This is a genomic window from Pedobacter sp. A2324 (genome assembly GCF_059693705.1).
The window spans coordinates 460,811-487,684 of sequence record NZ_JCASSK010000001.1; the positions used below are offsets into that span (position 1 = coordinate 460,811).

Annotated in this window: 24 protein-coding genes; 13 read left to right on the forward strand and 11 right to left on the reverse strand. The window is 39.0% G+C overall.

Annotated elements, in window-relative coordinates; all coding sequences use genetic code 11:
* Window positions 1–48: 48 nt before the first annotated feature.
* The 3 genes from AC570I_RS02060 to AC570I_RS02070 all read right to left on the reverse strand — a co-directional run bounded on the left by AC570I_RS02060 (window position 49) and on the right by AC570I_RS02070 (window position 4,111).
* Window positions 49–1,263 carry a M48 family metalloprotease gene (locus tag AC570I_RS02060; RefSeq protein ID WP_497403986.1) on the reverse strand — a complete coding sequence of 405 codons (1,215 nt, stop codon included), beginning with the start codon at window positions 1,261–1,263 and terminating at the stop codon, window positions 49–51.
* Between the two features lie 163 nt (window positions 1,264–1,426).
* Complete coding sequence (locus AC570I_RS02065) at window positions 1,427–2,299, reverse strand: DUF6252 domain-containing protein (protein WP_497403988.1); 873 nt, start codon at window positions 2,297–2,299, stop codon at window positions 1,427–1,429.
* Between the two features lie 168 nt (window positions 2,300–2,467).
* Entirely contained in the window at window positions 2,468–4,111 is a 1,644-nt protein-coding gene (locus tag AC570I_RS02070) for a glycine--tRNA ligase (protein WP_497403990.1), read from the reverse strand.
* Between the two features lie 91 nt (window positions 4,112–4,202).
* On the opposite strand from AC570I_RS02070, the gene AC570I_RS02075 reads away from it, so the two are divergent.
* From AC570I_RS02075 to AC570I_RS02115, 9 genes are all read left to right on the forward strand, one after another.
* Complete coding sequence (locus tag AC570I_RS02075; protein ID WP_497403992.1) at window positions 4,203–5,123, forward strand: glycerophosphodiester phosphodiesterase family protein; 921 nt, start codon at window positions 4,203–4,205, stop codon at window positions 5,121–5,123.
* 29 nt (window positions 5,124–5,152) lie between these two features.
* Window positions 5,153–5,860, forward strand: a complete 708-nt coding sequence (locus tag AC570I_RS02080) for an ATP-binding cassette domain-containing protein (RefSeq protein ID WP_497403995.1) — start codon at window positions 5,153–5,155, stop codon at window positions 5,858–5,860.
* Window positions 5,861–5,894: 34 nt separating this feature from the next.
* A complete protein-coding gene (locus AC570I_RS02085; protein WP_497403997.1) occupies window positions 5,895–6,566 on the forward strand; it encodes a porin family protein in 672 nt (223 codons plus the stop codon).
* Between the two features lie 77 nt (window positions 6,567–6,643).
* Window positions 6,644–7,369 (forward strand): gliding motility-associated ABC transporter permease subunit GldF, encoded by a 726-nt coding sequence (gldF, locus tag AC570I_RS02090; protein WP_047797612.1) that lies wholly within the window; start codon window positions 6,644–6,646, stop codon window positions 7,367–7,369.
* Window positions 7,366–9,054 (forward strand): gliding motility-associated ABC transporter substrate-binding protein GldG, encoded by a 1,689-nt coding sequence (gldG, locus tag AC570I_RS02095; RefSeq protein ID WP_497404000.1) that lies wholly within the window; start codon window positions 7,366–7,368, stop codon window positions 9,052–9,054. The genes gldF and gldG overlap by 4 nt, the downstream gene beginning before the upstream one ends.
* Window positions 9,055–9,087: 33 nt before the next feature.
* On the forward strand, window positions 9,088–10,212 hold the full coding sequence (dnaN, locus tag AC570I_RS02100) for a DNA polymerase III subunit beta (RefSeq protein WP_497404002.1): 1,125 nt from the start codon (window positions 9,088–9,090) through the stop codon (window positions 10,210–10,212).
* A gap of 79 nt (window positions 10,213–10,291) precedes the next feature.
* On the forward strand, window positions 10,292–10,960 hold the full coding sequence (locus AC570I_RS02105) for a DUF4397 domain-containing protein (protein WP_497404004.1): 669 nt from the start codon (window positions 10,292–10,294) through the stop codon (window positions 10,958–10,960).
* A gap of 57 nt (window positions 10,961–11,017) precedes the next feature.
* On the forward strand, window positions 11,018–11,728 hold the full coding sequence (locus tag AC570I_RS02110; RefSeq protein WP_497404006.1) for a hypothetical protein: 711 nt from the start codon (window positions 11,018–11,020) through the stop codon (window positions 11,726–11,728).
* A gap of 62 nt (window positions 11,729–11,790) precedes the next feature.
* A complete protein-coding gene (locus AC570I_RS02115) occupies window positions 11,791–12,471 on the forward strand; it encodes a DedA family protein (RefSeq protein ID WP_497404008.1) in 681 nt (226 codons plus the stop codon).
* Window positions 12,472–12,514: 43 nt separating this feature from the next.
* Here the strand turns inward: AC570I_RS02115 and AC570I_RS02120 are convergent, their stop codons facing one another.
* The 3 genes from AC570I_RS02120 to AC570I_RS02130 are packed head-to-tail and all read right to left on the reverse strand — an operon-like array spanning window position 12,515 to window position 17,081.
* On the reverse strand, window positions 12,515–13,471 hold the full coding sequence (locus AC570I_RS02120; protein WP_497404010.1) for a zinc dependent phospholipase C family protein: 957 nt from the start codon (window positions 13,469–13,471) through the stop codon (window positions 12,515–12,517).
* A gap of 21 nt (window positions 13,472–13,492) precedes the next feature.
* Window positions 13,493–14,713, reverse strand: coding sequence for a hypothetical protein (locus AC570I_RS02125; RefSeq protein ID WP_497404012.1), 1,221 nt, complete (start codon window positions 14,711–14,713; stop codon window positions 13,493–13,495).
* Window positions 14,703–17,081 (reverse strand): DUF2339 domain-containing protein, encoded by a 2,379-nt coding sequence (locus tag AC570I_RS02130; protein WP_497404014.1) that lies wholly within the window; start codon window positions 17,079–17,081, stop codon window positions 14,703–14,705. Before AC570I_RS02130 ends, AC570I_RS02125 begins: the two co-directional genes overlap by 11 nt.
* Window positions 17,082–17,185: 104 nt before the next feature.
* On the opposite strand from AC570I_RS02130, the gene AC570I_RS02135 reads away from it, so the two are divergent.
* Window positions 17,186–17,629, forward strand: a complete 444-nt coding sequence (locus tag AC570I_RS02135; RefSeq protein ID WP_497404016.1) for a DUF4395 domain-containing protein — start codon at window positions 17,186–17,188, stop codon at window positions 17,627–17,629.
* Window positions 17,630–17,674: 45 nt separating this feature from the next.
* Here the strand turns inward: AC570I_RS02135 and AC570I_RS02140 are convergent, their stop codons facing one another.
* From AC570I_RS02140 to AC570I_RS02150, 3 genes are all read right to left on the reverse strand, one after another.
* Window positions 17,675–18,703, reverse strand: a complete 1,029-nt coding sequence (locus tag AC570I_RS02140) for an Atu2307/SP_0267 family LLM class monooxygenase (protein WP_497404018.1) — start codon at window positions 18,701–18,703, stop codon at window positions 17,675–17,677.
* A gap of 91 nt (window positions 18,704–18,794) precedes the next feature.
* Window positions 18,795–20,651: a Fe-S protein assembly chaperone HscA gene (gene hscA, locus AC570I_RS02145; RefSeq protein WP_497404020.1), complete on the reverse strand. Its 1,857-nt coding sequence runs from the start codon at window positions 20,649–20,651 to the stop codon at window positions 18,795–18,797.
* A 74-nt stretch (window positions 20,652–20,725) separates the two neighbouring features.
* The gene (locus tag AC570I_RS02150) at window positions 20,726–21,949 is read right to left on the reverse strand and encodes a glycosyltransferase (protein ID WP_497404022.1); all 1,224 of its coding nucleotides are present in this window, start codon (window positions 21,947–21,949) and stop codon (window positions 20,726–20,728) included.
* 149 nt (window positions 21,950–22,098) lie between these two features.
* Between AC570I_RS02150 and AC570I_RS02155 the strand changes: the two genes are divergently transcribed.
* On the forward strand, window positions 22,099–22,680 hold the full coding sequence (locus AC570I_RS02155; protein WP_497404024.1) for a MiaE family protein: 582 nt from the start codon (window positions 22,099–22,101) through the stop codon (window positions 22,678–22,680).
* Here AC570I_RS02155 and AC570I_RS02160 read toward each other — a convergent pair.
* Together AC570I_RS02160 and AC570I_RS02165 are read right to left on the reverse strand one after the other, a co-directional pair.
* The gene (locus tag AC570I_RS02160; RefSeq protein ID WP_497404026.1) at window positions 22,640–23,764 is read right to left on the reverse strand and encodes a DUF3810 domain-containing protein; all 1,125 of its coding nucleotides are present in this window, start codon (window positions 23,762–23,764) and stop codon (window positions 22,640–22,642) included. The genes AC570I_RS02155 and AC570I_RS02160 overlap by 41 nt on opposite strands.
* A gap of 15 nt (window positions 23,765–23,779) precedes the next feature.
* Window positions 23,780–25,114 (reverse strand): dihydroorotase, encoded by a 1,335-nt coding sequence (locus tag AC570I_RS02165; protein ID WP_497404028.1) that lies wholly within the window; start codon window positions 25,112–25,114, stop codon window positions 23,780–23,782.
* A gap of 119 nt (window positions 25,115–25,233) precedes the next feature.
* Here AC570I_RS02165 and AC570I_RS02170 point away from each other — a divergent pair, with 119 nt between their 5' ends.
* Complete coding sequence (locus AC570I_RS02170; protein ID WP_047797597.1) at window positions 25,234–26,580, forward strand: DEAD/DEAH box helicase; 1,347 nt, start codon at window positions 25,234–25,236, stop codon at window positions 26,578–26,580.
* On the forward strand, window positions 26,580–26,849 hold the full coding sequence (locus tag AC570I_RS02175) for a hypothetical protein (RefSeq protein ID WP_047797596.1): 270 nt from the start codon (window positions 26,580–26,582) through the stop codon (window positions 26,847–26,849). The genes AC570I_RS02170 and AC570I_RS02175 overlap by 1 nt, the downstream gene beginning before the upstream one ends.
* Window positions 26,850–26,874: the final 25 nt, after the last annotated feature.

Genomic DNA, 26,874 nt, shown 5'->3' on the forward strand with positions numbered 1-26,874 from the left:
GTTTTTTTAGCAAATGGCAAATTATTTTGAGAAGGATGTTACCGGTGTTTACCCGTCATAAATCTGTTCGCTATCGCTTTCTTTGACTTCATAATAAGCTGACAATGTTTTCTGTCTGTATTGCTGGAGTTTTTTATCACTGAATTTCAGTTCTTTTTTAATTAGCTCGTCAAATGTTTCTTTCAGAAAGAGATCTTCGGCCAGCTGAAAGGCCCACCCCGACGGAACTTCTTCGAGCGACGGATCAGCCATAGCAAAATCCATTAATACATAGCTAAAGTAATCCTTAATGCTCTGATGGGCATTTTTAAAACTTTCAACCATATCTTCTCCAAGCAGTATGCTGTCATCACTCTTATAGGAAGGAAAGTATTGTTTTGCCAGACTCATTACAGTGACTGATTTAAACCACCCTGGTTTTAGCATTAAGCTGATGAATTTTTGGGTTAGCAAGGAAAGCTCTTTTTGTTTAAAAATATCGAGCTGGTCTATATCGGTCAGGCCCTCAATAATGGTCGTAATTTCCTTTTCAGCTTCTTCTTTTTTCATATGCCAAAGCTGAATTGCTTTTGCACGGATAAAGTTTTCGGGATGAGTAGCAGCAGCGGTTTTAAAATTATTATCCCTTGACAATATTTCGTCGGCCTGTTTCAGATAGCTTTCTACGTTCACGTTTTCTAAACCTGTTGAGGCTTTTACCAGACTGGTGATAATGGGGTCGATATTTTGAAGAACAGTGTAAGCGCCCCGATCGCAAAATATTTCGGTATAGAGCCTGAATAGCCTGGCAGTTTCAAACCAGGCGGGTTCGCTGCCGTAATTATTTGCTATTGAAGTAATAATGCGGTCGGCAATTTCCAGATCTCCGTTAAGCATGGTGTAAAGCTTAATATGAGAAAGTTCATGTGCCAACACTGCAAGTAACTCTTCTTCGTTTAATATTTTCGTAATCGAACCACTAAATACAATGTGGGCCTCATTATTTAAATAAACGATATTAGCATTTAATTCATCAGAATATTGCGCCTGATAAACCGTAACAGGTAGTGTGCCGAGGTTAAGGTGTTCTTTGGCTTTGTTAACTTTATCGTAAATAAACTGATCACTTTTTTCATCGAATTTGTAAGTGTTTTTTAACAGTTCAGTTTTAAACTGTTCCAGCTGCTCTTCCTTATTTTTATCAATGGCAAAGAAATTCCATGTTTTTGTCTGATTTTTAAAGTAATCGCGTACTTTTTGCAGGTAGTTATTGATTAAGAGCATATGAGAAAAATTACGTTTCAAGGTACAATTTTCTACATCAGCTACCGAATGATTTAGATATAAAAATTTTGAGACAAATCATGGCTTCTTGAAATACCTGTAAAAAATAATGCCCTGACTGAATTTATATCAGCCAGGGCATTCAGTAATCAGCTCTGGTTTTTTACATTTTTGTTAATGGAATATCAAAAGTGCCTTCTGTAACTGATACTGAGGTATTAATGCGGGTATCTTCATTCTTAGCGGTGAAAGAAAAAGTGCCTTTGATCCGGTTGCTGGTTTCGCTTGTGATTTTTAATGTGCCGCTATCACTCGAAAATGATCCTGTAGCTGTTTGGTCTTTCATGTAAACACCATCGGCATCGGCAGGCATGGTATAGATGCCAACTCCTTTATAACTGGAAGTAGCTAAAATCATTCTTTTATCACCATTCACTGTAACGATAGAAAGAACTTTTCCCATAGCAGTATTTGCAGACATAGCTTCGCCGGTAAAACCAGTTGCTATGCCATCAACTTTTGCTGACAGATTATTGGTTGTGCTGTTTATTTCCGGTAATTTAACTGGTACCAGGCTAATGGAAAACTTACCTTCTGTGATTGTTTTTTCAAGCGAAGTATTCGTATTTTCCCCTTTAAATTCGAATGTGCCCGTCAGGATTTTATTTTCCGTGTAACTGATAATTTTGATCGTTCCGTTGGTTGTACCCAGATAAGCATCCTGGAGGCCGCTAACACCCTTCAGATAAATAGCCATATTGGTGCCAGAAACATTGTAAGTCCCTGCACCTTTGAAATCGTCGATGGTTAAGCTGAAGCCGCTCAATTCTTTTGACCCGATAATTTGTACTGTTGTTTTGTTACCGAGTGGGTAAAATGCTGCTGCGGAGGTGGTGCATTCGAGTAAAATACCGTCAATTTTTCCACTCATTGTGGATTTTCCCTGCTCAGAACTCCAGTCGATTTCTTTTTTGCAGGCAGAAATGATGATGAGGCACAGGCAGGCCAGAACAATAAAAAGTTTGTTTGTTTTCACGAGCGTAAAATTGTGATAGTTATTTGTTTGATTAATTGGGTGCTAATATAAGTTTTTTAGGGATTCAGTTCAAATGTGTTTTAGGGGCTTAAAAGGTCCAAAAAAAAGTCGCAAGCTTTTGCTTGCGACTTCATATCTAAGTTAATGTGTTGAGAAATGTGTTTCTGGTTAGGCCAAAAGTGTTTTCCAGCTCACTGCATTGCCGATAATGCCGGCTAAATCTGCCATGGCAACACGTTCCTGTTCCATACTGTCGCGGTGACGAATGGTAACTGTACTGTCTTCCAAGCTCTGGTGATCTACTGTTAAGCAAAAAGGTGTACCAATGGCATCCTGACGGCGATAGCGTTTACCTATCGCATCTTTTTCTTCATAAATACAATTGAAATCGAATTTCAATGCATCCATAATCTCCCTGGCTTTTTCTGGTAAACCATCTTTTTTGGTTAGTGGGAAAACCGCCACTTTGTAAGGTGCCAAAGCCGGGTGTAAGCGTAATAGTGTACGGCTGTCTTGCTTTTCATCCGTGCTTAAGTCCTGCTCTTCGAATGCGTTGATCATGGTTAACAGGAACATACGATCCAGGCCAATTGATGTTTCGATTACATAAGGGACGTAGTTACCGTAAGGTTTTCCTTCCTCATTTAAGTCGTTATCAAAATACTGCATTTTCTTTCCCGAAAACTCCTGATGCTGGGTTAAATCGAAATCGGTACGGCTGTGGATACCTTCAACTTCCTTAAAGCCGAATGGAAATTCAAATTCTATATCTGTTGCTGCATTTGCGTAATGAGCCAATTTTACGTGATCATGGTAACGGTATTTATCTGGATTAGTTCCCAGCGCTTTATGCCATTTCAAACGTGCTTCTTTCCAATATTTGAACCATTTTTTGTCTTCGCCCGGGCGTACAAAAAACTGCATTTCCATTTGTTCGAATTCGCGCATACGCATAATGAACTGGCGTGCAATTACTTCATTTCTGAATGCTTTACCAATCTGGGCGATTCCAAAAGGAATTTTCATTCGTCCTGATTTCTGCACGTTAAGAAAGTTTACAAAAATTCCCTGTGCGGTTTCAGGACGGAGGTATACTTCATCGCTGCCTTCGGCCATCGCACCAAACTGTGTGCTAAACATCAGGTTGAACTGGCGAACATCGGTCCAGTTTGATGTTTTAGAAATGGGACAGATTACTTTATAATCAACAATTAAATCTTTTAGTTGTGCAAGATTCTCAGCTTTCAGCGCCAGGTTCATTTCAACTTCCAGAGCAAGGCCCTTTTTCACAAACCTCCAGCTTGCCTCATCAATAAACGGGTATTGTGTAGCGTCTAAAATTGAATTTTCTTCTTTAAATCCGGGAATCCAGCTTGCCTGTCCTTCGTCACTTAAACCCAGTATTTCCTGCTGGAATTCTTCGAATTTTGCTTTGTTTTCAGCGCTGAAATTAGCCAGCTCGGAGTATAATTCGTCAATTTTGTTTTCTAAGAGCTGATCGGCCCGATAACGTTTTTTTGAGTCTTTGTTATCAATCATCGGGTCATTAAATCCATCTACGTGACCACTTGCTTTCCATACCTTAGGATGCATGAAAATTGCAGAGTCGATACCGACAATATTCTCATGCATTTGAACCATGGCTTTCCACCAGTATGATTTGATATTGTTTTTTAATTCGGCACCCAGCTGGCCATAATCGTAAACAGCACTTAAGCCATCATATATTTCACTGCTCTGGAATACAAAACCATATTCTTTAGCGTGTGAGATTACATTTTTAAATTGTTCGTCGTTATTCTTTTGAGCCATAATGGAAGCAAAGATAATAAAAAGGCGGAGGGTTTAAAGGTAAGCGGTAAAAGGCCCTCTTACATCATTCATTTTTTTCTATTTTTGAACCATGAAATTTCGTCAGTTGCTTTTTCTTGCCTTTGCTGTTGTGTTTGCCTCGTGTAAGCAAGAGGAAAAAGTTCATCATTACATTCATTTTAATAATACAAGTGAATTATACGGTTTTTTAAAATGGACACCGGAAAACCGTTTTCCACTAATTAGTGCGCACCGGGGTGGGCCGATGCCTGGATTTCCTGAGAACTGCATTGAAACGTTTGAAAATGCAACGACTTTTAATCCTGTGATTATAGAGTTTGATATTGCGTATAGTAAAGATTCTGTAATGGTAATTATGCATGATGATCAACTGGAAAGGACATCAACAGGAAAGGGGAATATCGGTAGTTATACTTATGAAGAATTGAAAGCATTTAATTTAAAAGATGATGAAGGGAAAGAGACCAGCTTTAAAATTCCTTCTTTAGATAGCGTTTTGAGTTGGAGCAAAGGAAAAGTTCTGTTGACTATAGATTTAAAAAAAGGGGTCTCCTATGCTAAAGTAATTGAAAAGGTGAGGCAATATAAGGTTGAAAGTAATTCCATTATCATCACCTATACTGCAGATCAGGCCAGGGAAGTTCATCAATTGGCGCCCGATTTAATGATTTCAGCATCTGTTCAGAAAAAAGCGGAGTTGAAAAGACTGAATGGTCTGGGAATTCCAGATAGCAGGATTGTTGCCTTTGTTGGCGTTTTTGCTCCGGAAAAGGAATTATATCAGTTTCTTCATTCTAAGGGAATCACTACTATACTAGGTACAATGGGAAATATTGATAAAAGTGCCATTACTAGTCCGGCGAAGAATGTTTATTATCATTTGGTGAATAATGGAGCAGATATTCTTTCGGGCGATAATTTGCCTCAGGCTTCGGAGGAACTGAATAAGTTCAGGTATAATAAAAAGCTAAGTTCGGAGCACATTAACTAATGATGACAACTGACTTCTAATTAAACAACATGAGTATTTCAGTCGAGAAACTTAGCAAACATTACGACAAACAGAAAGCGGTCGATTCAATTAGTTTTGATGCAAAACCTGGGCGTATTTTGGGTTTTCTTGGTCCGAACGGTGCAGGAAAATCAACAACCATGAGGATGCTTACGGGCTATCTGGACCCCACCTCGGGTAATGCAACGATTTCGGGTTATAACATTTTCACCCATGCTATAGCAGCTAAAACGCACATTGGTTACCTCCCTGAAAATACACCGCTTTATATGGAAATGTATGTGAAAGAGTTTTTAAGTTTTGTTGGGGAAACTTATGCACTTAAAAACCTATCGCAGCGGATTGACGAAGTCGTCAAACTGGTAGGGTTAACTCCAGAGCAACATAAAAAGATAGGGATGTTATCTAAGGGGTATAAACAGCGGGTGGGATTAGCTCAGGCCATTATCCATGATCCAGAAGTTTTAATTCTGGATGAGCCAACTTCTGGGTTAGATCCCAATCAACTGGTAGATATCCGGGCGTTAATCAAGGAGCTTGGGAGAAATAAGACTGTAGTTATCTCCACGCATATTATGCAGGAGGTTGAAGCAATATGTGATGACATTATCATCATCAGCAAGGGTAAAATTGTTGCGAACGATTCTCTTGAGGGGATAAAGAAAACATATGGGAATAACTCACTAGAGCATATTTTCAGGAAGTTAACAGCTTAGGATTTTTTATATTTAGCGGCAAATTGACATATAGATGAAGCGAACAGTCTTTTTATTGTTTTTTTTCTCCATCATTTCGACTAGTGCTATGGCGCAGCGGGAACCTTTAAAGATTGGAGTAAAGGCGGGAGTAATGTTTCCCAATATACATACTTCTAACGATGCGATCGCTTACGATGGTGGCGGCATTAAAGAAAGTGATATCAATACTTCTTTTTATTTTGGAGCAACAGTGAATTTACCTGTAGGTAAAAACCTATTGGTGCAACCAGGATTTTCTGTTTCGGGAAAAGGTACAAAGGTTTCTTATTACAGTTATCTGCCAAACTCACCCTCATCAGCTACAATCAATCTGACTTATCTTGAACTCCCTGCGAATCTTGTTCGTGTTTTTCCATTTAAAGCGGGCAGTTTTTTTGTGGGTTTGGGGCCTTACGTTGCTTATGCACTTTCTGGCACGGCAAAATACACTTTCAGTAATACGAACATTGCTACGCAAACTAAGCAAGCTATTGAATTTGGTTCAACCAAAAACTTCAAGCGGTTTGACCTGGGCGGAAATGCAATTGCCGGGTATACATTTGGCAACGGCATAAACATTCACTCCGGTATCAGTGCAAGTGCATTTAAAATATCCAATTCCAGTGATACTTATCTTGACGCTCGGAATCTTATTTTCTCAGCTGGTTTGGGTTACGCATTATGATTGTCTGGAATTAATTAGGGATTGCATTATTCCATAATTGAATTATTATTTAGTTAACTTCGACGTTTCAATAGCCCATGTACGCAGTTTTTAAACGCGAATTCTTTAGTTTTTTAAGTTCAATGGTTGCTTATATCACCATTGGCATTTTTCTTCTGGTTTCCGGATTATTGCTTTGGGTTTTTCCCGATACATCCATTCTGGATTATGGTTATGCTGAACTGAGTGGTTTTTTTAGTCTGGTTCCTTATTTATTTATGTTTTTAATTCCGGCGATTACCATGCGCTCATTTGCTGAGGAAAAACGGGAAGGAACCTTTGAGCTTTTAATTACCCGGCCAGTTACAGTATGGCAAATCGTTTTTGCAAAATATTTCGCGAGCCTGGTATTGGTTTTATTTGCACTGATACCCACACTGGTGTATTACTATTCAATTTCGAAACTTGGTTTTCCGGAGGGTAATATTGATTCGGGGGCGGTTATTGGCTCTTACATTGGTTTATTTCTACTGGGCGCTTCTTTCACTGCTATCGGGATATTTGCTTCCTCAATCACCAAAAATCAGGTCATTGCTTTTGTAATTTGCGCAGGGTTATGTGCTTTTGCATTTTTGGGATTCGATTATTCCAGTCAAATCACGGGCTTTCAATCGATAGAATCATTGATTGTCAATCTGGGTATCAACCAGCACTATACAGCGATTAGCAGAGGTGTGCTAGACACCAGAGATTTAATGTATTTCATTACTTTTTCATTTCTGTTTCTGTTGTTAACCAGCTTAATTATCGGAGGTAAGAAATGATGGCGACTAGAAATAAATGGGTAGGTTTTTTTATTTTGTTGGCTGGAATTTTCGTTCTGAATATTATAAGCCAGTATTTTTTTTATCGTTTTGATTTTACGGCAGATAAGCGTTTTTCGTTAAGTGATAAAACCAAAAATATTCTTGAGGACAATCAGCAAGCAGTTGTGGTTACCGTATATCTGGATGGAGAACTTCCGCCTGCTTTTAAGCGTCTGCGAGTAGCAGTTAACGATATTTTGTCTGATTATAGCGCTTATTCGAAAACTGATTTTAAGATTGTTTTTGTTGATCCGCTTGCGGGATTGAATCAGACAGAACAGGATACAGTTATCAATAACCTTTACGAGCGCGGGATTGAAGCTACCAATTTAAGTGTTAAAACGGCCTCGGGCTTAACACAAAAGCTTGTATTTCCAATGGCTATGGTAGAAGGTAACGGGAACGAATTTCCAATAAAACTTTTTCAGAATCTGGATACCAGAGGCAGTTATGAGGATAATATCAACCGGGCCATTGAAAACCTGGAATATGTTTTTACCTCAGGTTTAAAAAAAGTATTATCGGGTAAGAGTCCGCGTGTTGGATTTTCGGAGTCGAACGGCGAGTTAAGCGATTTACAACTGGCTGATGCCATTCATACGTTATCGGCCAGCTATGAGGTTGGTAGGGTAGACCTGAGCACTATCGACCAGGCCGGTTTGGATAAGCTGAGCATGCTTGTTATTGCGAAGCCGAGAAAGGCGTTTACAGAGACAGAGAAGTATAAGATCAACTATTTTGTGATGAATGGTGGAAGTGTACTTTGGAGCATAGATCAGGTCACCGCTGAGCTTGACAGTTTGAGGAGAAGCGGCGGCCAACTGGCAACAAATAAGAACTTAAACCTGGATGACATGCTGTTTATGTATGGAGCGAGGATTAATTATAACGTCGTTGCGGATCCGGCTAATGCTGCTGAGATTCCGGTATCGACAGGGGTTGTAGGCGGGCAGAATCAAATGCAGCTGGTTCCATGGATATATTATCCCATACTACTGGCAGATACTGTGCACAGTGTAGTGAAAAAACTGGATGGGATTAAGTCGGAATTTCCCAGCACTGTAGATACTATTGGAGTGACAGGCGTATCCAAGTCATATATCTTGACAACTTCGTCGTTCAATAAGGTATTTAGTACCCCAAAATTGTTTAGCTTGCAAATGGTTGGCGATCAACTGGATCCCCGAAATTTTCAAGGTGCTCCACAAAATGCAGCTATATTGCTTGAGGGGAGTTTTCCTTCGGTGTTTGCAGGCAGGCCGCTACCCGCTGGCATTGATGAGCCCTATACTCTTGCCGGAAGGAGTAAGCCAGCAAAAATGATTGTTATTGGCGATGGAGACGTGTTTAAAAATCAGGTTTCGGAAAAGGATGGTGCGCCATTTCCACTTGGCTTTGACCGGTATACTCAACGTACATTCGGAAATAAAGCGCTTTTGTTAAATATTGTTGATTATTTCACGGATGAGGGAAATTTAATAGATTTAAGAAACAAGGAGGTTAAGATCAGGTTATTGGATAAGGCAAAAATACAGCTCGAAAAAACCAAATGGCAGATCGTAAATATAGTAGTTCCACTGTTATTGTTAATATTGTTCGCGATTTTTCAACATTATTATCGTAAATACAAGTACGCTAAATAATTTTTATATTTTTGAAGAAGACTAAAAGATATCATGAGATTTATTGTATCCACATCAACTTTATTAAAACATTTACAAACTGTAAATGGTGCCTCGAGCAGCAGTACGGTTTTGCCTATACTGGAAAATTTTCTTTTCGAAATTAAAGACGGAAACTTAACGATCTCTGCTACTGATTTGCAAACGAGTATGACCACTGCTTTGCTTGTAGAATCGAAAGAGGAGGGTAAAGTAGCAGTTCCATCTAAAATTTTATTAGATACGCTTAAAACCCTTCCAGATCAACCGATTGCTTTTAATATTGATGATACAACATTTGCGATTGAGATCAGTGCCGGTGATGGAAAATACAAATTAAGCGGTGAAAATGGTGATGATTTTCCAAAGATTCCGGTTGTAGAGAATGCTTCATCTGTTAATTTGCCGGCATCAGTTTTAACAGAGGCTATTACTAAAACCATATTTGCAGTTAGTAATGATGAACTGCGTCCGGCCATGACTGGTGTATTTTGCCAGTTATCTCCACAGCACATTACTTTTGTAGCTACAGATGCACATAAATTAGTGCGCTACCGCCGTATGGATAGCAAGGCAGACAAAGCAGCTTCATTTATTTTACCCAAAAAAGCATTGACGCTTTTAAAAGGTGCGCTTCCATCTACAGATATCAATGTATCAGTAGATTATAATGCAACAAGTGCTTTTTTTAAGTTTGAAAATATTAATCTGGTGTGTCGTTTAATAGACGAGCGCTATCCTGATTATGAGGCAGTAATCCCTCAAAACAATCCAAACAAACTGATCATTGACAGGAGTTTGTTTTTAAACACACTTCGTCGGGTTGTGATTTTTGCTAACAAAACTACACACCAGGTAAGATTAAAGATCAGCGGCAGTGAGTTAAATATCTCCTCTGAGGATTTAGATTTTGCTAATGAGGCACATGAACGTTTAAGCTGTCAATATGATGGTGAAGATCTTGAAATTGGCTTTAACGCACGTTTCATTATCGAAATGCTAAATAATTTAAGTGGTGACGAAGTTACATTGGAGCTTTCAACACCAAACAGAGCAGGACTTTTAATTCCTCAGACAAATGATGAAAATGAGGATGTGTTGATGTTGGTGATGCCCGTTATGTTAAATAACAGCTATTAACCAACTGATATTTTAGTTTTAACATAAAATGGCTTGGTTTTTGACCAGGCTATTTTTGTTTATAACCAAATCAGCTCGTATGAAAATCTTTACTAATCTCTCACTCTTTTTAATCGTTTTGTTAACAGTCGCATTAACCTCCTGCAAAAAACATGATCCTGATGTTGTGGTAAGAGGAGAGGCTAAACTGAAAGTTGTAAATGCGGTATCGACTGAAACCAATCAGGATGTTTATGTTGATGATGCCAAGCTGACCACCACAGCACTTGCTTTTGGGGAAATGAGTTCTTATGTTAAAATTGTTTCCGGCATGAGAAACATCTCCTTCACCAATTCTCCCAGCGGGCCAACTACAGCATCGATGAACTTTACCCCATCGATTACTTATACTACGTTTTTAACCAGCGACCGGGCAGGAAACCGGGAGATTGTAAGCTATGAGGATAATTTAAGTAATACGGAAACTGGAAAAGCAAAGGTGAAACTGATTAGTTTAACGCCATCTTTTATTACGGGGATCAATGTGAGTGTACAGGCGGGAACACAGTTTGTGAATGCATTAGCCTATAAAGAATCTTCTAACTATTTTTCTATTGACGCGGATATTAATCTTCGTTACACAGTTGTGGGTTCTGGAAATGTCAAAACGATAGATAATTCGAATTTTATCGCGGGCAAGATTTACACCATTTGGTTTAGTGGCACAACAGCTGCTAATTTAGAAGCCCACGTGATCGCCGATAATTAATTTCAGAGATTGGTATGCTTTCTGCTATCTTTACGTTTTAATTGTTTAGTTACATATATGAATAATCCGCGGTTTCTCTTCTCAAAAATTTTTCTGTTGTTTTTTGTGATTTTGCTGGCCAGTTCCTGTATTAAAAACGAAGGTAACTTAACCGGAGATGCAAAAGTGAGGATTTTCAACACTGTGATTTCTGATACGACCAAGAACTTTTATTTCAATAACAGGTTATTTAATGACTTAACGAGCGTTAGTGCACTCGCTACTGCTACAAATTCATCTTATTTTGTGGTTGATGCCGATAAGGAGTATACTATCGATGCGAGGAACAGTATTACCGCAAGATCAAGTGATACTTCCCTTACAACCAAGTTTGGTTTGGGTTTAAATTATTCCATTTACTATACGAAGGTCGACGCATCTTCCGGCAGAAAAGCCAAGATGATTGTTTATCAAGATACCGTTAGGCCTAATGCAACAATGGCTAAAGTGATGTTTATTAATATGGGATATACATTGGGTTCTGCAGTACAAATTACGAACAGAGCGAAAACGTTTACAAGTGCGCTTACGTTAGGAAAAAAATCTCAGTATTACGAGTTTACGAATATTAAAAATAATCAGGCAACCATGTTATTTAATTTGGCAGACTCGACAGGTGTTGTTGACTCGATTAGTTTTTCGGGTTTGGCTTTGGGCAAAGTGTACACCGTTATTCTGGAAGGTGCTGCAAATGGAAAGTTGAAAGAGCGCCTGGTTTCGAACAATTAATTGTTTTAAAGATTACAAATAAAATCATTTGATATCCCTACTTTTGCCTAAAATCATATAACTTGGAATTACTACATCAACTTTGGGATTTTATTGCCCATATAGACGTTCATTTAGCAGAGATTATTCGCGATTACCAAACCTGGACGTACCTTATTTTGTTCCTGATTATTTTCGCTGAAACAGGATTTGTGGTTACGCCTTTTTTGCCTGGTGATTCTTTGCTTTTTGCTGCAGGTGCGCTTATTGCAGGTGGAAACACCGGATTGAATATCTGGTTAATGCTGGTCATCTTAGTTATTGCTGCCATTACAGGGAATACCTTGAACTATAAATTGGGAACAGTGTTGGGTTCGGGTGTATTTAAGGAAAATAATAAAATACTGAAGCTTAAGTATTACCATCAATCTCACGAGTTTTTTGAAAAGCATGGGGGAAAGGCCATTATGTTGAGCAGGTTTTTACCAATTTTCAGAACCATAGCTCCATTTGTTGCGGGGATTGCGAAGATGCCATTTAGTCGTTTTACCTACTATAATATTATTGGGGGTATAGCCTGGATTTTTGCCTTGTTGGTAGGAGGTTATTTACTGGGACAAATTCCTGTTATTAAGAACAATTTTGAAATTGTGATTTTAACAATAGCTGTGGTGACTTTTGTTCCAGCGATATGGGCGGCAATAAAAAGCCGTATGGAGCCAAAGAAAATTGAAAAAATTATTGAGGGCGAAGAACCTAAATAAAGAAAATAGGGAGGCGGGATTTATTCCCGCTTTTTTGTTTTGGCTATATTTCCCGGCCAATTGGTTTTCCATCCTGGTATTTCTTTTCAGCGTTTAATTCTGACTTTTTCTCTTCCGGATCCGGTTCGATTTTGACGAGGTTTTTTAGCTCAGGTTGTCCGGCATCTACCCACGCCGAATACCAATAGGATCCGATTTCCAGGATTGCTGATCGCATTTGTTTTTCAACCATCTTGTCCATCATTTCGTGGTATTTTTTTGAATAGGCAAAGGAATATTGTTTCAGAACTGCATTGTTTCTTTCACTGAAACTGTATTTCTGATCTGACGGAAATGAGGCTGAGAGCTGTGCGTCGAAAGCCAATACTGTATCTACTAAGCTGTGTGTGTGCTTTATTATTTTCCATGCCTCCTTCAATGGGTTTTCAATGTAAAGGGCTCTACCTACGAGGAAGCTATAATTCGTTGAAAATAATTCTGGTAAACGGCTTTCCCAAAAGGCATGGATTCCAACCTGGTTGGTGAGCTGGCCATTGTGGTTATTAGTTGTATGCAATGGAACATGAGCATCACCGATGTAATGCCCTAAATCTGCAGCGTGTTTAAGAATTTTAATTGAATCCCTTGTTTTAAAGGCAGCAACCAAATTATAATAAGTTCTCTGAATTTGCCAGGGCAGCGTTCCATTCTTTTGTAGGTGTGCTTCCCCATATTTTGTTTTGGCATCATTGAATTTTGCAGGAATGCTATCTATCTCCTTTTCGTAATTCTCAACGTCGAGATAATGTCTTGGTGCTTCGAGACTATCGATGTATCTGCGCTTATCAGGATCTACCGCATGTTGAGTAATGTATTTGATATTTCTTTTAAAGAACCCAACCATTTCAGCAGGTAGCGTGAAAACGGCGAGGTTATTGATCCTTTGGTGCGCAAAGAATCCCCAGGATGTACAAAGAAGCAGAGGGATGATTAACGCCGATATAATCGTTAATCTTTTCATACCTAAATATAATCATGTATTTTAATTTTTCAACATTCTGAATGAAAACCAACTTAATAGTGCAATAATAATGGCCATTAAGATCCATAGCCATGCTTTGTTTTCAAATAATGGTTTAGTTTTATTTACGGAATATGCCGGATTTTTTTCTTCATCTCCAATTGTTGCGGAAGATAAGTCTGCGGGGATTTTGCTTTGAAATTTTTCTATTTCATAGCTCGGCGCGGTACTTTTCTCATTTCCATAATATAGTGCAAAGGATTGTGCAGGATTATCGAAGCGGGCAATAATTTCGTAAACATTACCTTTTAATTCCAAGTCAATTAAACGCAGGGGTTGGTTGTCATTATTCTGAATGGTAATTCTTAATCCTGAAGTGATGGTGTTTGAAAAATGATATTCCGGTTTTTCAAATGAGCTGAAGGTTCCCTGGTAGAGTTCTGCATAATTATAGCGAATGCCGTTATCGGTTTTGAAACTATCTGTTACATATTCGATTCTCAGTGGTCGGTAGAAATCGAAACTATTCGTTGCTTTCAATTTTAAAAATGAAACCGGCACTGTGTTTTCCAGGGGAATATCAATAATTGTTTCCTTTTGAACCGCGTCATTCTGTATATTAAATTTTTTATACTTTACCTCCTGAGAAATTCCCTTAATGGTATCAATTCTGGAAATTTTAGCGGATAACAATCCAGGCTGAACCTGACTTTTCAGCGCAACTCTGTAAAACTGATATTTCGAATCTGCAAAGTCCAGTTTAGTGAAATGATAATCGGTGCTGCTATTTTTGATTGACAGGATGCGGTAGTTGTTCAGTATAGTAAACCATTCCTTATTATCATTACTTCCTTCGAGTTTTACCTGCCAGTCGAAATTCTGATCTTTAAAATTTAAGGTAATCTGATTAATGGTATTGGCTTGTTGCGAATGGAAAGTATAGAAGTAGCCCTCCGTATTAGTGCTCTGATTGATTTGTTTGAACGGAACATCCTGGCTGCTGATCAGATCATCCTTTTGTTTCAAAAGGTATGGTACTTCCGATGTGTCTTTACCATTTATGCCGAAGATTCGTAAATCATCAAAGCCTAAACCAACATTTTTATACAGTCCTTCCGGCAGTTTTAAGTTATGCCAGTTTGTATTAACGCCAGTTATATTTCGCCTGAATTTAAATTTATTTGTTTGTGCCTTCGTAATGGTGAAGAGCAGCATCAATAACAAAAAAGAATTAATCTTCAATTTTAGCATCATCAATAATTAAATGTTTGTACTTGTTATAGAGAAAGGATATGATGAGCAGGAGCATACCTAATGATACAAAAACTATTGTTTTCGAAATGGTAGAGAGTGAATAAATATCGTAGAAGAATAGTTTAATCAATGTGATACCAAATAAAATCATTGCTCCGATCCGTAGATGCTTTTTGTTTTTTGCCAGGCCTATACTGATTAAGAACAATGCATAGATGCCCCAAAGAATACTCAAACCTAACTTATCACTCGCCTCCGAATGTGATAGCTCCAGGATATTGATCAGCTCGCTACTCACTACCCACAAAATCGATATATACAGCAGATAATCGAACATAGTTTTAAAGTTACGTTTCAATATCCCTGAGCGCTGGAGCTGATGGCATTGAAAGATCAGTAAAGCAAAAAAAGCTATCGACACATATCTGATTACAATATTGAAGGTGGTTATGGTGAAATAAGTCGTGTCTGGAAAAAGATAATGGTCCCTAAGTTCGCTCAGGGTATACAGGGCATGCGTTAGAAATATTACCACAACCACTAAATTGATGATCAGATTTGCAATAGCAAGCTCATTATTTTTCAGTTTTTTAAGGTTGAGAAAGGTCAGTGCTGATGCAAAAAATAAGGTGTAGATATAAATCCAGGCAGTTTCGAGTGTTTCGTAATTATAGTTGAATTCATAGGTCTGGTTATCAGTTTTGGCCTGTGGATGAAGACTGATTCTGGTCGTTTGGGTAAGGTTGTTGAAGTATTTCGAAATCTCCAATCTAAAGGTTACGTACGTTGCTATGATCAAAATACAAGGGATGGCATAAGTCAAAACCTGTCTCATCCATGGCCATTCAGGCTGAGGTTCTGTTTTTGCGCTGCTTACGCGAAGCATCCAGGAAAAACAACTTATAAAAATGCAGCCGGTTAAAAAACCAATATTTATTATTGGTGTTATGGAAAAATAATTGCCGTAGTAAAAATCATAAAAGGTAGTCCAATCTTGCAGGAGGCTAAAAAATGCCAAAAATATTAGTGGAAAGGACAACTTTTCATATATAGCAATATCCTTTACCCGAGCTAGATAAAATAAAACTGCGGCCTCTACTGCCCAGAAGATTGTTACCCAGCCACCATTAAGTTGCACAGGTACAGCAACAGTAATAAAGGTAATTACCATTGCTAAGATCAGGTAGAAAAGGTTTTTATCTGCGAGTTGCTTTTTGTAGACGATTAAACCTACTAAAAAGTGAATTACTGCATTAGCCAGTGTAAAGAGACCAAGGAATTCTACGCTATTTTTATTTTGCGCGAGTATAAAATAACCTATTCCATAAAATATAAACGAGTTTAGGAGTAACATTACGACATCGCTAAATTCAAACCTTTCCTGTTTGGTGATTTTGTATGCCAGGTTTGTAATGTGAAATGTGATGAAGAATATAGCAGAGAATAGTAATGACAGCGTAAAGAAGTCAGTATTAGAGCTGAGGTTTAGCCTCCAGGCTAAGAAAATGATCCACGTTAATCCAAAGGAGGCATAAAATAGCGGTTTCCAGTATTTTTTAAAGCTCAGAATTAAAATGCCTATGTTGATAATGGCCATATATGTAAACAAGACGCCCACTTTACCGGATCCATCGCTGAGTAAAAACGGGACTGCATAAGCGCCAAAAAGACCAATATGCGCGATGACCTGTTTGTTGTATTTTATTGCTGCCACTACCGTGAACGAGGTGAATATGAACATTAATATAAACGCCAAAGCTTGCGGAATGAGGGAATAAAAATCATAGGCAGCATAGGTAATAAAGTACATGATGGCAATGGCACCGCTCACAAGTACCGCTGAAAAGTTTTCGTAACGGTTTTTTAGTTTAATTGCAAATGTCATCAAAGCGGCTCCTACTGCATATCCTAAAATAATACGCGTGAGCGGGCTTATCATATCATGATCGATGGCATATTTTGCGCCGATAGCAACGCCTAAAATTAAGATAAGGATACCGATTTTACTGATCAGATTTTCACCAATGAATTTTTCGAAATCGGATTTAACCATATTCTCACGCTTAAAACGATCTGAAAAATTACTTAGCGGTTGGTTTACAGGTGGTTTAAACTTTTCAGGAATAGGTTGTGAAGGTAGTCTGTTATTATGAACAAGTGGCGGCTGTGTTTTTATTGTTGGGGGCACAGCTAAAGGATTTGTTTGTGGTTTTGGCGATAACCCGGCAGTTCCAGTGGACTGCATGGCTCTTACTTGTTGTTTTAAAGCTTCTATTTCCTCTTCAAAGCCTTGTTGCCGGAGTAGCAAATTTTCGAGCTTAACTAAAAGCAGGTTTAACTGGTCCGAATTATTCATTCTATATTTAGGTTGATGTGCGTAATTTACGTTAATAAATATAGGAATGAATTTTTAAGATTTATCAATATTCAATTTGTATTTTTACTAATAAATAAAGGTATATGGATTTATCGTGCCCGGTATCTGCCGAAAGAGTAAATGAAAATGTTGTACGATTGATTGCATTCATGGTAGCCCTGATTGCAATCGGGTGTATTGTGTGGTCTGACTACTGGCCTGTTCTGTTTCTGATTTTTGATTTCGGTGTGAGGGCTTTTAGTGTAGGAAAGTATAGTTTATTGAAATTTATTGCTGCTAAAACCACAAGGTTCCTGAACTTAACGCCTAAGATGACTGATCTGGCTCCAAAAAAGTTTGCAGCAACCATGGGCTTTGTTTTTTGCCTTATGATTACCGCAACATTTATTTTCGACTTTCCAGTTGCTGCACTTATTCTTACATCGGTAATGACTTTTTTTGCCTTACTTGAGAGTTTATTTGCAGTTTGTGTGGGATGTCACATTTACACTTTGACTCAGCTGTTCAAGAAAACTAAAAGCTATTGATTTGCTGGTTGGGAGAGCGTGAGTGCTCTGTTTCTGATCATCTGTTTAACCCAAAGCTGCCCTTACTTTTGGCGCTATCTGTGTGCCAAAGATTTCAATTGATTTCATCATCGCTGAATGTGATGGTCCTCCAACATCCATATGCGCTGAAAAACGAGTTAGCCCGAAAGTTTGCTCCATCGCCAGAATTTTATCTACCGATTCATTGACATCACCAATAATAAGCGCGCCATTGCTGCTTCTTCCTGCTTCAAATTGATTGCGTTGAAAGGGAGCCCAGCCACGTGTTTTTCCGATTCTATTCATTTGAGCTGAATACAGCGGGAAATAATAGTCGGAAATTTCCTGACTGTTTTCTCCGAACAGGGAGTGCATATGTACCCCGACTTCGAACTTATTCAAGTCGTGGCCATAAGCCTGATATACTTTTTTATAGTAATCGAAAAGTGGCTTGAATTGTACCGGTTGTCCGCCGATGATGGCAAACATTACGGGCAAGCCCAATCTTCCTGCTCTTTCTACAGATTCAGGCGTACCACCAACGGCCACCCAGATTTTTAAATGATCATTAACCGCGCGGGGCAGGACTTCCTGGTTAGCTAATTCGGGGCGGAACTTACCTTTCCAGGTAATTTTGGGTTCTTTATTGATTTTTAACAGGAGTTCTAATTTTTCTTCATAGAGTTCATCATAATCCTGAAGGTTATAGCCGAATAACGGGAAGGACTCAATGAAGCTTCCGCGGCCAGCCATCAATTCAGCTCTGCCGTTAGAGATCAAATCTACTGTTGCAAAATTCTGGTACAGCTTAACCGGATCGGAAGAGCTTAACACAGACACAGCGCTACTTAATTTGATGTTTTTCGTAACTGTTGCTGCAGCTGCCAGGATGATTTCGGGGCTTGATACTGCATAATCAGGACGATGGTGTTCACCTATTCCATAGAAATCTAATCCTACTTCATCCATCAGTTTAATTTCCTCAATAATTTCCTGAAGTCTTTGCTGTGCGGGTTGAATTTCCCCATTTGCATTGATTTGCAAATCGCCAAACATGCCGATACCTAATTCCATTGTGCTAAAATTTATTTAACAAAAGTAATTGATTTAAGATTTGCGACATTTGATGTATGGTAAGAAAAGAATTTATGGAGGTTTAATTCTACTACTCTATTTTTTTACCTTTCATGGCCGTAGCGATGGCTGCATCCATTACACGTTCTGCGAAGGGGCGTGTGAATTCATTTAATTCATCGGCTTTTTTAAGGATAGTATCTTTTTCCTGCGAGGCTAATGCGGTTTTTAGTGCTTCGATGTGAACTTTTGTTTCAGCGATCTCTTCGGTTATTAAATGTTCCTGGTGTTTTTCGATGAAACGTTCAGCTGTATATAGCAGTTGCTCTCCTTCACTACGGGCTTCAATGAGCATACGTTGTTCTACATCGCTCTTAGCGTGGGTAATACTGTCTATAAGCATTTTTTCCACTGTATCATCATTCAAACCATAACTTGGCTTCACTTCAATTTCCTGCTTCACTCCGGAACGTAATTCAATTGCCTGAACAGTTAGAATTCCATCTGCATTAAGCAAAAAGTTGATGTCTACTTTCGGCAAACCTGCAGGCATTGCGGGGATCCCTTTGAGATCAAACTCAGCGAGTTTACGATTTTCTTTTACCAGATCGCGTTCCCCCTGGTAAACCGAAATTTTCATGTTTACCTGTCCGTCGACAGATGTAGTATATTGGCGACCGGCTTTGGTAGGCACTTTACTGTTACGGGCGATAATCACGTCCATCAGTCCTCCCATAGTTTCAATACCCAATGAAAGGGGGGTAACATCAAGCAACAAAATATCAGAGCGGTTTCCTGCCAAAACATCCGCCTGGATAGCGGCGCCTAATGCTACTACTTCATCAGGATTAATGTTATCTTGTGGTTTTTTACCGAAGAAATTTTCTACGGCCTGCTTTACAAATGGCGTACGTGTGGAGCCGCCAACCAAAATTACTTCATCAATAGCGGCAGCTGTTAATTCAGCATCCGTTAAAGCATTTTTACAAGCAGTAATGGTTTCTTCCACCTTTGCTGAAATTAGTTGCTCAAAGGTTTGTTTATCAAGCGTACACCAAATTTCACCAACCTTTTCGTTATATAAATTCTGGTTTGATAATGCTTTTTTCGCAGCTTCTGCCTGCAAACGCAGTGTTTGCATTAAAATATTATCTTTAGCTACTGTGCTTAGCTCAAGATTGTTTTTCTCCAGCCAATAGTTTAGTATTGCACGGTCGAAATCATCGCCTCCCAGGTAAGTGTTTCCATTCGTTGACAAGACCTCAAAAATGCCGTTTTGAATTTGAAGGATGGAGACATCGAAAGTTCCGCCGCCTAAATCGTACACAGCAATCGTTTTTTGCTCACTAGGGTCGAGACCTATCCCATAAGCCAGACTTGCAGCTGTGGGCTCATTTACGATTCGCATTACATCCAATCCTGCAAGTTTTCCAGCATCACGTGTAGCCTGGCGCTGACTATCGTTGAAGTAGGCTGGAACAGTAATAACCGCTCGGTTAACAGGTGTTTTTAATGCGTGTTCAGCCCTTGCTTTAAGTTCTTTTAATATTTCTGCCGATAATTCTATCGGGGTATAGAAACGATTCCCTGCCTGGATTTTCACCAGCGCATCGGTATCATCATCTATAACTTTATAAGAGAAAATATCCTTGTGTTCGGCCACATCTTTATAAGAACGGCCTAACAATCTTTTCACAGAAAAAATAGTATTTGCTGGATCTGTTGTTAAGAATTCCTTTGCTTCATTTCCTACAACAGCTTCGTTTTGATTATTGAAGTAAACCACTGATGGAACCAGTATTCCTTTTCCTGCATCATTTATCACCTGTGGATTTTTTTCAGGATTAATAAATGCTACGAGACTATTTGTTGTACCTAAGTCGATACCAACAATGATTTCTTCTTTCTGTAATGAACCTGTGGCCAGGTTAATCGATATTTTCGCCATGGGGCGAATTTACGTAATAGTTCACTCAAAATTGTTGGAATGTTGTAAAGTTGGCAGGTTTTGGTGACACTTAATTACTTCCGGTTTTTCTCTTCAATCCATAGCGACATGTATTTTGTGCTTTGTAGTGTATGGTGATTTAAGATTTGTCCTATGAAATTCTTCTGCCGGTGAGCGGTTAAATCCAGTTTTTCTATTTCAGCAATAAATCTATCGGCGAAAGTAGCGGCGCTATAGCGGTTGTTGATAATAGTTACACCTTTTTCCTGAGCTGACAGCCATATATTTTGATTCGAATACAACTCAACCGCCTTGTCAACAAATATTTCCAGATTATCTTCAATAAATCCACACCATTCAAAGTCGCCTTTCATGGCTTCGGCGCCGGTTGTTGTGGTTATTGATGGCGTTCCGGTGTGCATGGCATCGATAAACTTGCCCTTTACACCTGCGCCAAACTGGATAGGGGCAATTAATATTCTGTGCCTGGCTATGGTTCGCTGCGCGTTTGCGGCCCGACCACGAATAAAAAACTTTTCATTCTTGTTATCTAATTGCAAAGCTTTTTGAGCAGCATATGCGCCATAAATGTTCATGGCCACTCCCGGCAGCTTTTTTCTGAGCAGGGGCCAAACCTGTGTTTTCAACGTTTGAACTGTATTCCAATTTGGTTCGTGCAGGAAATTGCCAATAAAGATAAAATCGGCTCTATCATCAAACGGCACCCATTTTTGAATGGCTTCTTGTGTAATTTCTTTTTCGAGAAAGGGGAGGTAATGTAGTAGAGCGGGATCGATATTAAACTTATCCTTAAGGATTTCCATTTCCTTTTCGGAAATGATCAATGATATATCGCAGCGTAGTATCGAAGCTATTTCACGCTTTGCAATGTCATTAAATAGATTTAAGGCTTCCCGCTTTTTACTGCCTATCTGACGGGCACTGCGAAGAAAGTGCAAATCTTCTGTATCTAATATGCGCATCGCCCAGGGGCATTCTTGTTGTACTCTCCAGCCATATTGTTCTTCCACCATAAAGCGATCGAACAGCACTACATCAGGATTTAATTCTTTCAGCAAGCGGTTAAAGCTTTCATCGTTTAGTTTGATATGCTGTTCAGTTACTGTCATTCCTGTGAACTCATAACTGAATTCACCTTTGGATGCAGCGGATGCAAAAGTGACCAGATATCCTTTGCTTAAAAACAAATCGACCAATTGGATCATCCGAGTTCCTGCCGCCGACGAAGACGGCTCAGGCCATACTAATCCAATAATCAATAATTTTTTCAGATCCATATTTATGTAGCCACAAAATAAGTGCTTTTTTCTGGCTCCCGCAGATAAATGTGATTTTCGCAGATTAAAAGCTATACCATCTTAATCTCCGGGACGTATTAAATGTATGTTAAATATTCTTAATTTTGCACCTTAATTGATAATACCAGATGCTAGGATTGAAGTTGTTGACAGACCCACGTTGGGCAAATATTGCTGAATCTAATTTAGAGGAAATTTTATCTGACCATGCTTGGTGTGAGCAAAAGGCTGCTACCAATGCGATTACCTTAATAACCCAAAACTCTGAGCATCAGGATTTGGTTGAGGAGCTAACAGCCATTGCGATTGAAGAAATGCAACATTTTCAGATGGTTATTGAGATTATTAAAGAACGTGGTTATACTTTGAGCCGTGAGCGTAAGGATGATTATGTTGGCCGATTGGTGAAATTTAGCAAGAAAGATGGTAGCCGAAATCAGGCATTTATCGACAGGCTGCTATTCGCGGCAATGATAGAGGCCAGAAGCTGTGAGCGTTTTCGGGTACTTTCACTAAATATTAGGGATGAGGCACTGGCAAAATTCTACCACGAACTAATGGTTTCTGAAGCGACACATTACACTACTTTCTTAAATTTTGCACGGAAGTATGCTATTGATGTTGATGTAGATAAACGGTGGAAGGAATGGCTGGAGTTTGAGGGGGAGCTTATTCAGAGCTTCGGGACGAGAGAAGCGATACATGGATAGTTGATTCGAGATTTTTGGGCTTAGTGATTTCGGATTTATGCAAGTTCCATAACCAGATTACAATATCCTGGTAACTATCTGTTCCCTTTGGCTGGTTGTTCATTTTCAAAAAGCTATCAAATGCTTTATCCATGTAGCCGAACATCTTTCCGTTGTATTTTCGCCAAAATTCTTTTTCGGTTGTAAAATCTGCTAAAATATCAGCCGAGAGTTTATCATGCAGGATTTTATAATCATCAGGAGATTTCATCCTGATTTCAAATAAGATATATCTCAACATTTCGTAATTGGCCGAATATTGGTAATTCACATCAGGACTATTGTTTGCGGTTAAATAACCTAAAAGATTGGCTTCATCTTCGTAGGCAATTCCCAACTGGTGCGCAATTTCGTGGCAGGAAACATAAGGCTTTACAAAATCGGGGAGGGCCATGTTCATATTGGCCTCGCCTGTTAGGGGGGCATAATAGCCTTCAATGCCTGCTTTGCTGATTAGCCAGGCACTTGAAACTGCTTTTAAACAGGGGTAAGGATATTTAAATAATGGATTTTTATGTCCCATTAAGTTGTATGCCGAAGCTGATTTATTCTCCAGGTCTTTTACGTTATAGACTAGGTTTTTATTTTGTTTGAGCTTTAATATGTTTGTTTTATTAACAAAATAATTACCCAGTAAAACCAACTGTTTAACATTATATTTTTCATTCCCTATGCCTAACTCCTCGCTAACGCTGGGTCGGCTGTAGTTTAGCCCCCATGAAAGTTTAAATAGGATGTAAAGGATTAACGAGAAATTTAAAACCTGTAGCGGAACTATAATTCTGTGTTTAATCTTTAATGTTTTACGGTTTAGGTAAAACCTGATGATTTTATACAATACATAGCCAATCAGCGCCATATAAACAATATCGCCTAATGCAAAGGGAAAAAATGCGGAAACAAAGCGAAGAGCTGAGGAAATGTAAGGATAGATACCGGTTGAATAATATCTTTTGATCAGATGGGGAAAGAAGCTGAGCAGATACGTGAGAACGGCCAGCGTTGTTAAAATAAATGACTTTGTGAATAATGGGCGGGTTATCATTGATTATCAAGAAATCTATCTTGCAAAGGTTAGTCGCTTACCGATCTGATCGGTGGTGAACCTGCCTTTTTGATAGGCCAGGTTTCCTGATACAAAAGTGTGGGTAACGCTTGCCTGGAAGGTATCTCCATCAAACGGACTCCATCCGCATTTGTAAAAGTTATTCAGCTTTGTTACCTTCCATGAGTCATTCAAATCAACCAATACTAAATCTGCCCAGTACCCTTCACGGATAAAGCCGCGCTTTTCAATATCAAAACATATTGCCAGGTTATGTGCTGTTTTTTCGACAATTTTCTCTAGCGAGATCTTCCCCTGTAAATGCATCTCCAATAGAGCAGGAAGTGCATGCTGAACCAAGGGGCCTCCTGATGGTGCCTGAGCATAGGGCTGATTTTTTTCTTCCAGCGTATGAGGTGCATGGTCGGTTGCAATTACATCGATATTGTTAGCAAGTACGCCCTGAAGAATACCATCCTGGTCTGATGCAGTTTTTACAGCCGGGTTCCATTTTATGAAATTACCCTTAGTTGCGTAATCAGCATCGTTAAACCAAAGGTGATGCACACATGCTTCCGCAGTAATCTTCTTATCTTTCAATGGGATAGTGTTATCGAACAATGAAATTTCTTTTGCTGTAGAGATATGAAGGATATGCAGGCGGGTTTGATATTGTTTTGCCAGTTCGACCGCTAAGGATGAAGATTTATAGCAAGCTTCTGCACTGCGGATAAGCGGATGCATATCAATGGTTAAGTCGTCACCGTATTTAGCTTTAAATTGCGCGAGGTTATGGCGGATGGTTGCTTCATCCTCACAATGGGTAGCTACTAAAATCGGCGCTTTGCTAAAGATGTTTTCCAGTGTCTTTTCGTTATCAACCAGCATATTTCCGGTTGATGATCCCATGAATACCTTTATCCCACAGACATGTTTCGGATCCGTTTTTAACACTTCTTCGATATTGTCGTTACTTGCTCCCATATAAAATGAGTAGTTAGCCAGGGAACTTTCAGCTGCAATTGCGTATTTATCGGCCAATAGTTCCTGCGTTAAAGTGTTTGGAATAGTGTTGGGCATTTCCATGAAGGATGTTATACCTCCCGCAACAGCAGCCATACTTTCGGTGAAAATATCTGCTTTATGTGTTAACCCTGGTTCGCGGAAATGTACCTGATCATCAATCATCCCTGGTAAAAGATATTGTCCTTCTGCATTAATTTCAGTTGCACCGTTTGCGGAGAGGTTTTGACCAATTTTCGCAATCAATCCATCTTGTACTAATACATCGGCAACAAGTTTCTGCCCTTCATTTACAATTGTGGCGGCTTTTATCAGGTAAGTATTCATAGGTTCAAAGTTAAAAATAGATTTGAGAAGTTAGATGTGAGATTTTAGAAATGTAGCAGGGTTTGGTAGTGCAAAAGGAGAGTTCAAACCCTCAACCTTAATCACTATCTTTGCAGGCTATGGCAAAATCGTTCGAGGAATTTAAGTTAAACAGGCAAATTTTAAACGCAGTTGCCGATGCAGGTTATACCATTGCGACGCCTATTCAGGAGAAGGCTATCGGTCCGGTACTATCGGGACAGGATATTTTCGGTATTGCTGAAACAGGAACTGGAAAAACTGCGGCTTTCGTATTGCCGATATTAATGCAATTGAAATATGCTCAGGGAGAAAACCCAAGGGCATTAATTTTGTCTCCTACACGTGAACTGGCCATGCAGATTGCTGAACAGGTGAAGTTATTTTCAACTTATACCGATTTGCGTTCGCTGGTGATTTTTGGCGGAATCGGACCAAAAACACAGAAAGAGCAGATTGCAAAGGGTGTTGATATTTTGATTGCTACCCCAGGCAGGTTTTTGGAATTATACCTTGCCGGTGACATTAATACACAAAGTCTGAAATTTTTGGTGCTGGATGAGGCAGATAAAATGATGGACATGGGATTTATTGGTTCGATCCACCGGATACTTGAAATTGTTCCCCGTAAACGGCAGAACTTATTATTCTCGGCAACGATGAGCGACCTGGTTCAAAAGATTGCCGGGGATTTTCTAAAGAATCCAACTATAATTGAAACTTCGCAGCAGGCAACACCAGCAGCGAATGTTACGCAAACGTTGTATCATGTTCCGAATTTCAAAACCAAAATTAACCTGCTGCAGTATTTGCTTAAAGATGATGAGGCTTTTAGCCGTTTGATTATTTTTTGTAAAACAAAAACGGTTGCGGATAATATTTTCAGTTTTATTGAACGGAGGTATGGCGCGGAAAATGTTAGGGTAATACATGCGAATAAGGGGCAGAATACTCGGATCAATTCGATAAATAGTTTCAAAGAGGGTAATATCAGGGTTTTGGTAGCTACGGACGTGGCTAGCAGAGGGATTGATGTAAGCGATGTAAGCCATGTTATCAATTTTGATGTGCCAATTATTATTGAGGATTATGTTCATAGAATTGGAAGAACAGGGAGGGCTTTTGCTAAAGGCGATGCCATTACTTTTGCTACTGATGCTGAACTTTATTATATCAAAAAAATTGAAAAGTTAATCCGTCAGCAGATTCCTGTTACTGATATACCTGTAGGTGTATATATCGATGAAACGCCTTACGAAGAAAGGCAGCATATTGCACGTGAAATCGATATGCAGAAAAGGAAGGACGACCCTGATTTCAGGGGAGCTTTTCACGAAAAAAAGAATGCAAAGGTAATTGAGCAAAAAGCCAGGGATAAGGCCAAAGAAAAGGCGGGCAAGCAGATAAAATCTTTTAAAAAGGGCAAACGTTTCGATAAGAAAAAATAATGAAGTTTAGAGTAACACCTTTGAATATCGTAAGCTCCATTGCGTTTGCTTTTTTAATGGTTAGTTTATTTCAAACGCGTAGCGGAAATCAGCCCTTTGATATGAGTGGTTTTTATAAGCTTATATTGGGGTGTTTGGTTCTGGTTACTTTCATTACGGATTTGATTTTCCGTTTTACCTTAAAAAGTTTGAAAAGAATCTGGATTATTGAGTCGGTTTTCATTTTGATAACGGTAATCCTGATGGTAATATTACAAAAAGTAGCATGAGGTGAAGGGTGATTATTTACTAAAA

Coding starts and splice junctions, on each gene's coding strand:
- gldF (WP_047797612.1), top strand. CDS start 6,644: ATGTACGCAGTTTTTAAACGCGAATTCTTTAGTTTTTTAAGTTCAATG.
- AC570I_RS02070 (WP_497403990.1), bottom strand. CDS start 4,111: ATGGCTCAAAAGAATAACGACGAACAATTTAAAAATGTAATCTCACAC.
- dnaN (WP_497404002.1), top strand. CDS start 9,088: ATGAGATTTATTGTATCCACATCAACTTTATTAAAACATTTACAAACT.
- AC570I_RS02085 (WP_497403997.1), top strand. CDS start 5,895: ATGAAGCGAACAGTCTTTTTATTGTTTTTTTTCTCCATCATTTCGACT.
- AC570I_RS02120 (WP_497404010.1), bottom strand. CDS start 13,471: ATGAAAAGATTAACGATTATATCGGCGTTAATCATCCCTCTGCTTCTT.
- AC570I_RS02150 (WP_497404022.1), bottom strand. CDS start 21,949: ATGGATCTGAAAAAATTATTGATTATTGGATTAGTATGGCCTGAGCCG.
- AC570I_RS02175 (WP_047797596.1), top strand. CDS start 26,580: ATGAAGTTTAGAGTAACACCTTTGAATATCGTAAGCTCCATTGCGTTT.
- AC570I_RS02160 (WP_497404026.1), bottom strand. CDS start 23,764: ATGATAACCCGCCCATTATTCACAAAGTCATTTATTTTAACAACGCTG.
- AC570I_RS02105 (WP_497404004.1), top strand. CDS start 10,292: ATGAAAATCTTTACTAATCTCTCACTCTTTTTAATCGTTTTGTTAACA.
- AC570I_RS02080 (WP_497403995.1), top strand. CDS start 5,153: ATGAGTATTTCAGTCGAGAAACTTAGCAAACATTACGACAAACAGAAA.
- AC570I_RS02135 (WP_497404016.1), top strand. CDS start 17,186: ATGGATTTATCGTGCCCGGTATCTGCCGAAAGAGTAAATGAAAATGTT.
- AC570I_RS02170 (WP_047797597.1), top strand. CDS start 25,234: ATGGCAAAATCGTTCGAGGAATTTAAGTTAAACAGGCAAATTTTAAAC.
- AC570I_RS02165 (WP_497404028.1), bottom strand. CDS start 25,114: ATGAATACTTACCTGATAAAAGCCGCCACAATTGTAAATGAAGGGCAG.
- AC570I_RS02075 (WP_497403992.1), top strand. CDS start 4,203: ATGAAATTTCGTCAGTTGCTTTTTCTTGCCTTTGCTGTTGTGTTTGCC.
- AC570I_RS02140 (WP_497404018.1), bottom strand. CDS start 18,703: ATGGAATTAGGTATCGGCATGTTTGGCGATTTGCAAATCAATGCAAAT.
- hscA (WP_497404020.1), bottom strand. CDS start 20,651: ATGGCGAAAATATCGATTAACCTGGCCACAGGTTCATTACAGAAAGAA.
- AC570I_RS02110 (WP_497404006.1), top strand. CDS start 11,018: ATGAATAATCCGCGGTTTCTCTTCTCAAAAATTTTTCTGTTGTTTTTT.
- gldG (WP_497404000.1), top strand. CDS start 7,366: ATGATGGCGACTAGAAATAAATGGGTAGGTTTTTTTATTTTGTTGGCT.
- AC570I_RS02130 (WP_497404014.1), bottom strand. CDS start 17,081: ATGAATAATTCGGACCAGTTAAACCTGCTTTTAGTTAAGCTCGAAAAT.
- AC570I_RS02060 (WP_497403986.1), bottom strand. CDS start 1,263: ATGCTCTTAATCAATAACTACCTGCAAAAAGTACGCGATTACTTTAAA.
- AC570I_RS02155 (WP_497404024.1), top strand. CDS start 22,099: ATGCTAGGATTGAAGTTGTTGACAGACCCACGTTGGGCAAATATTGCT.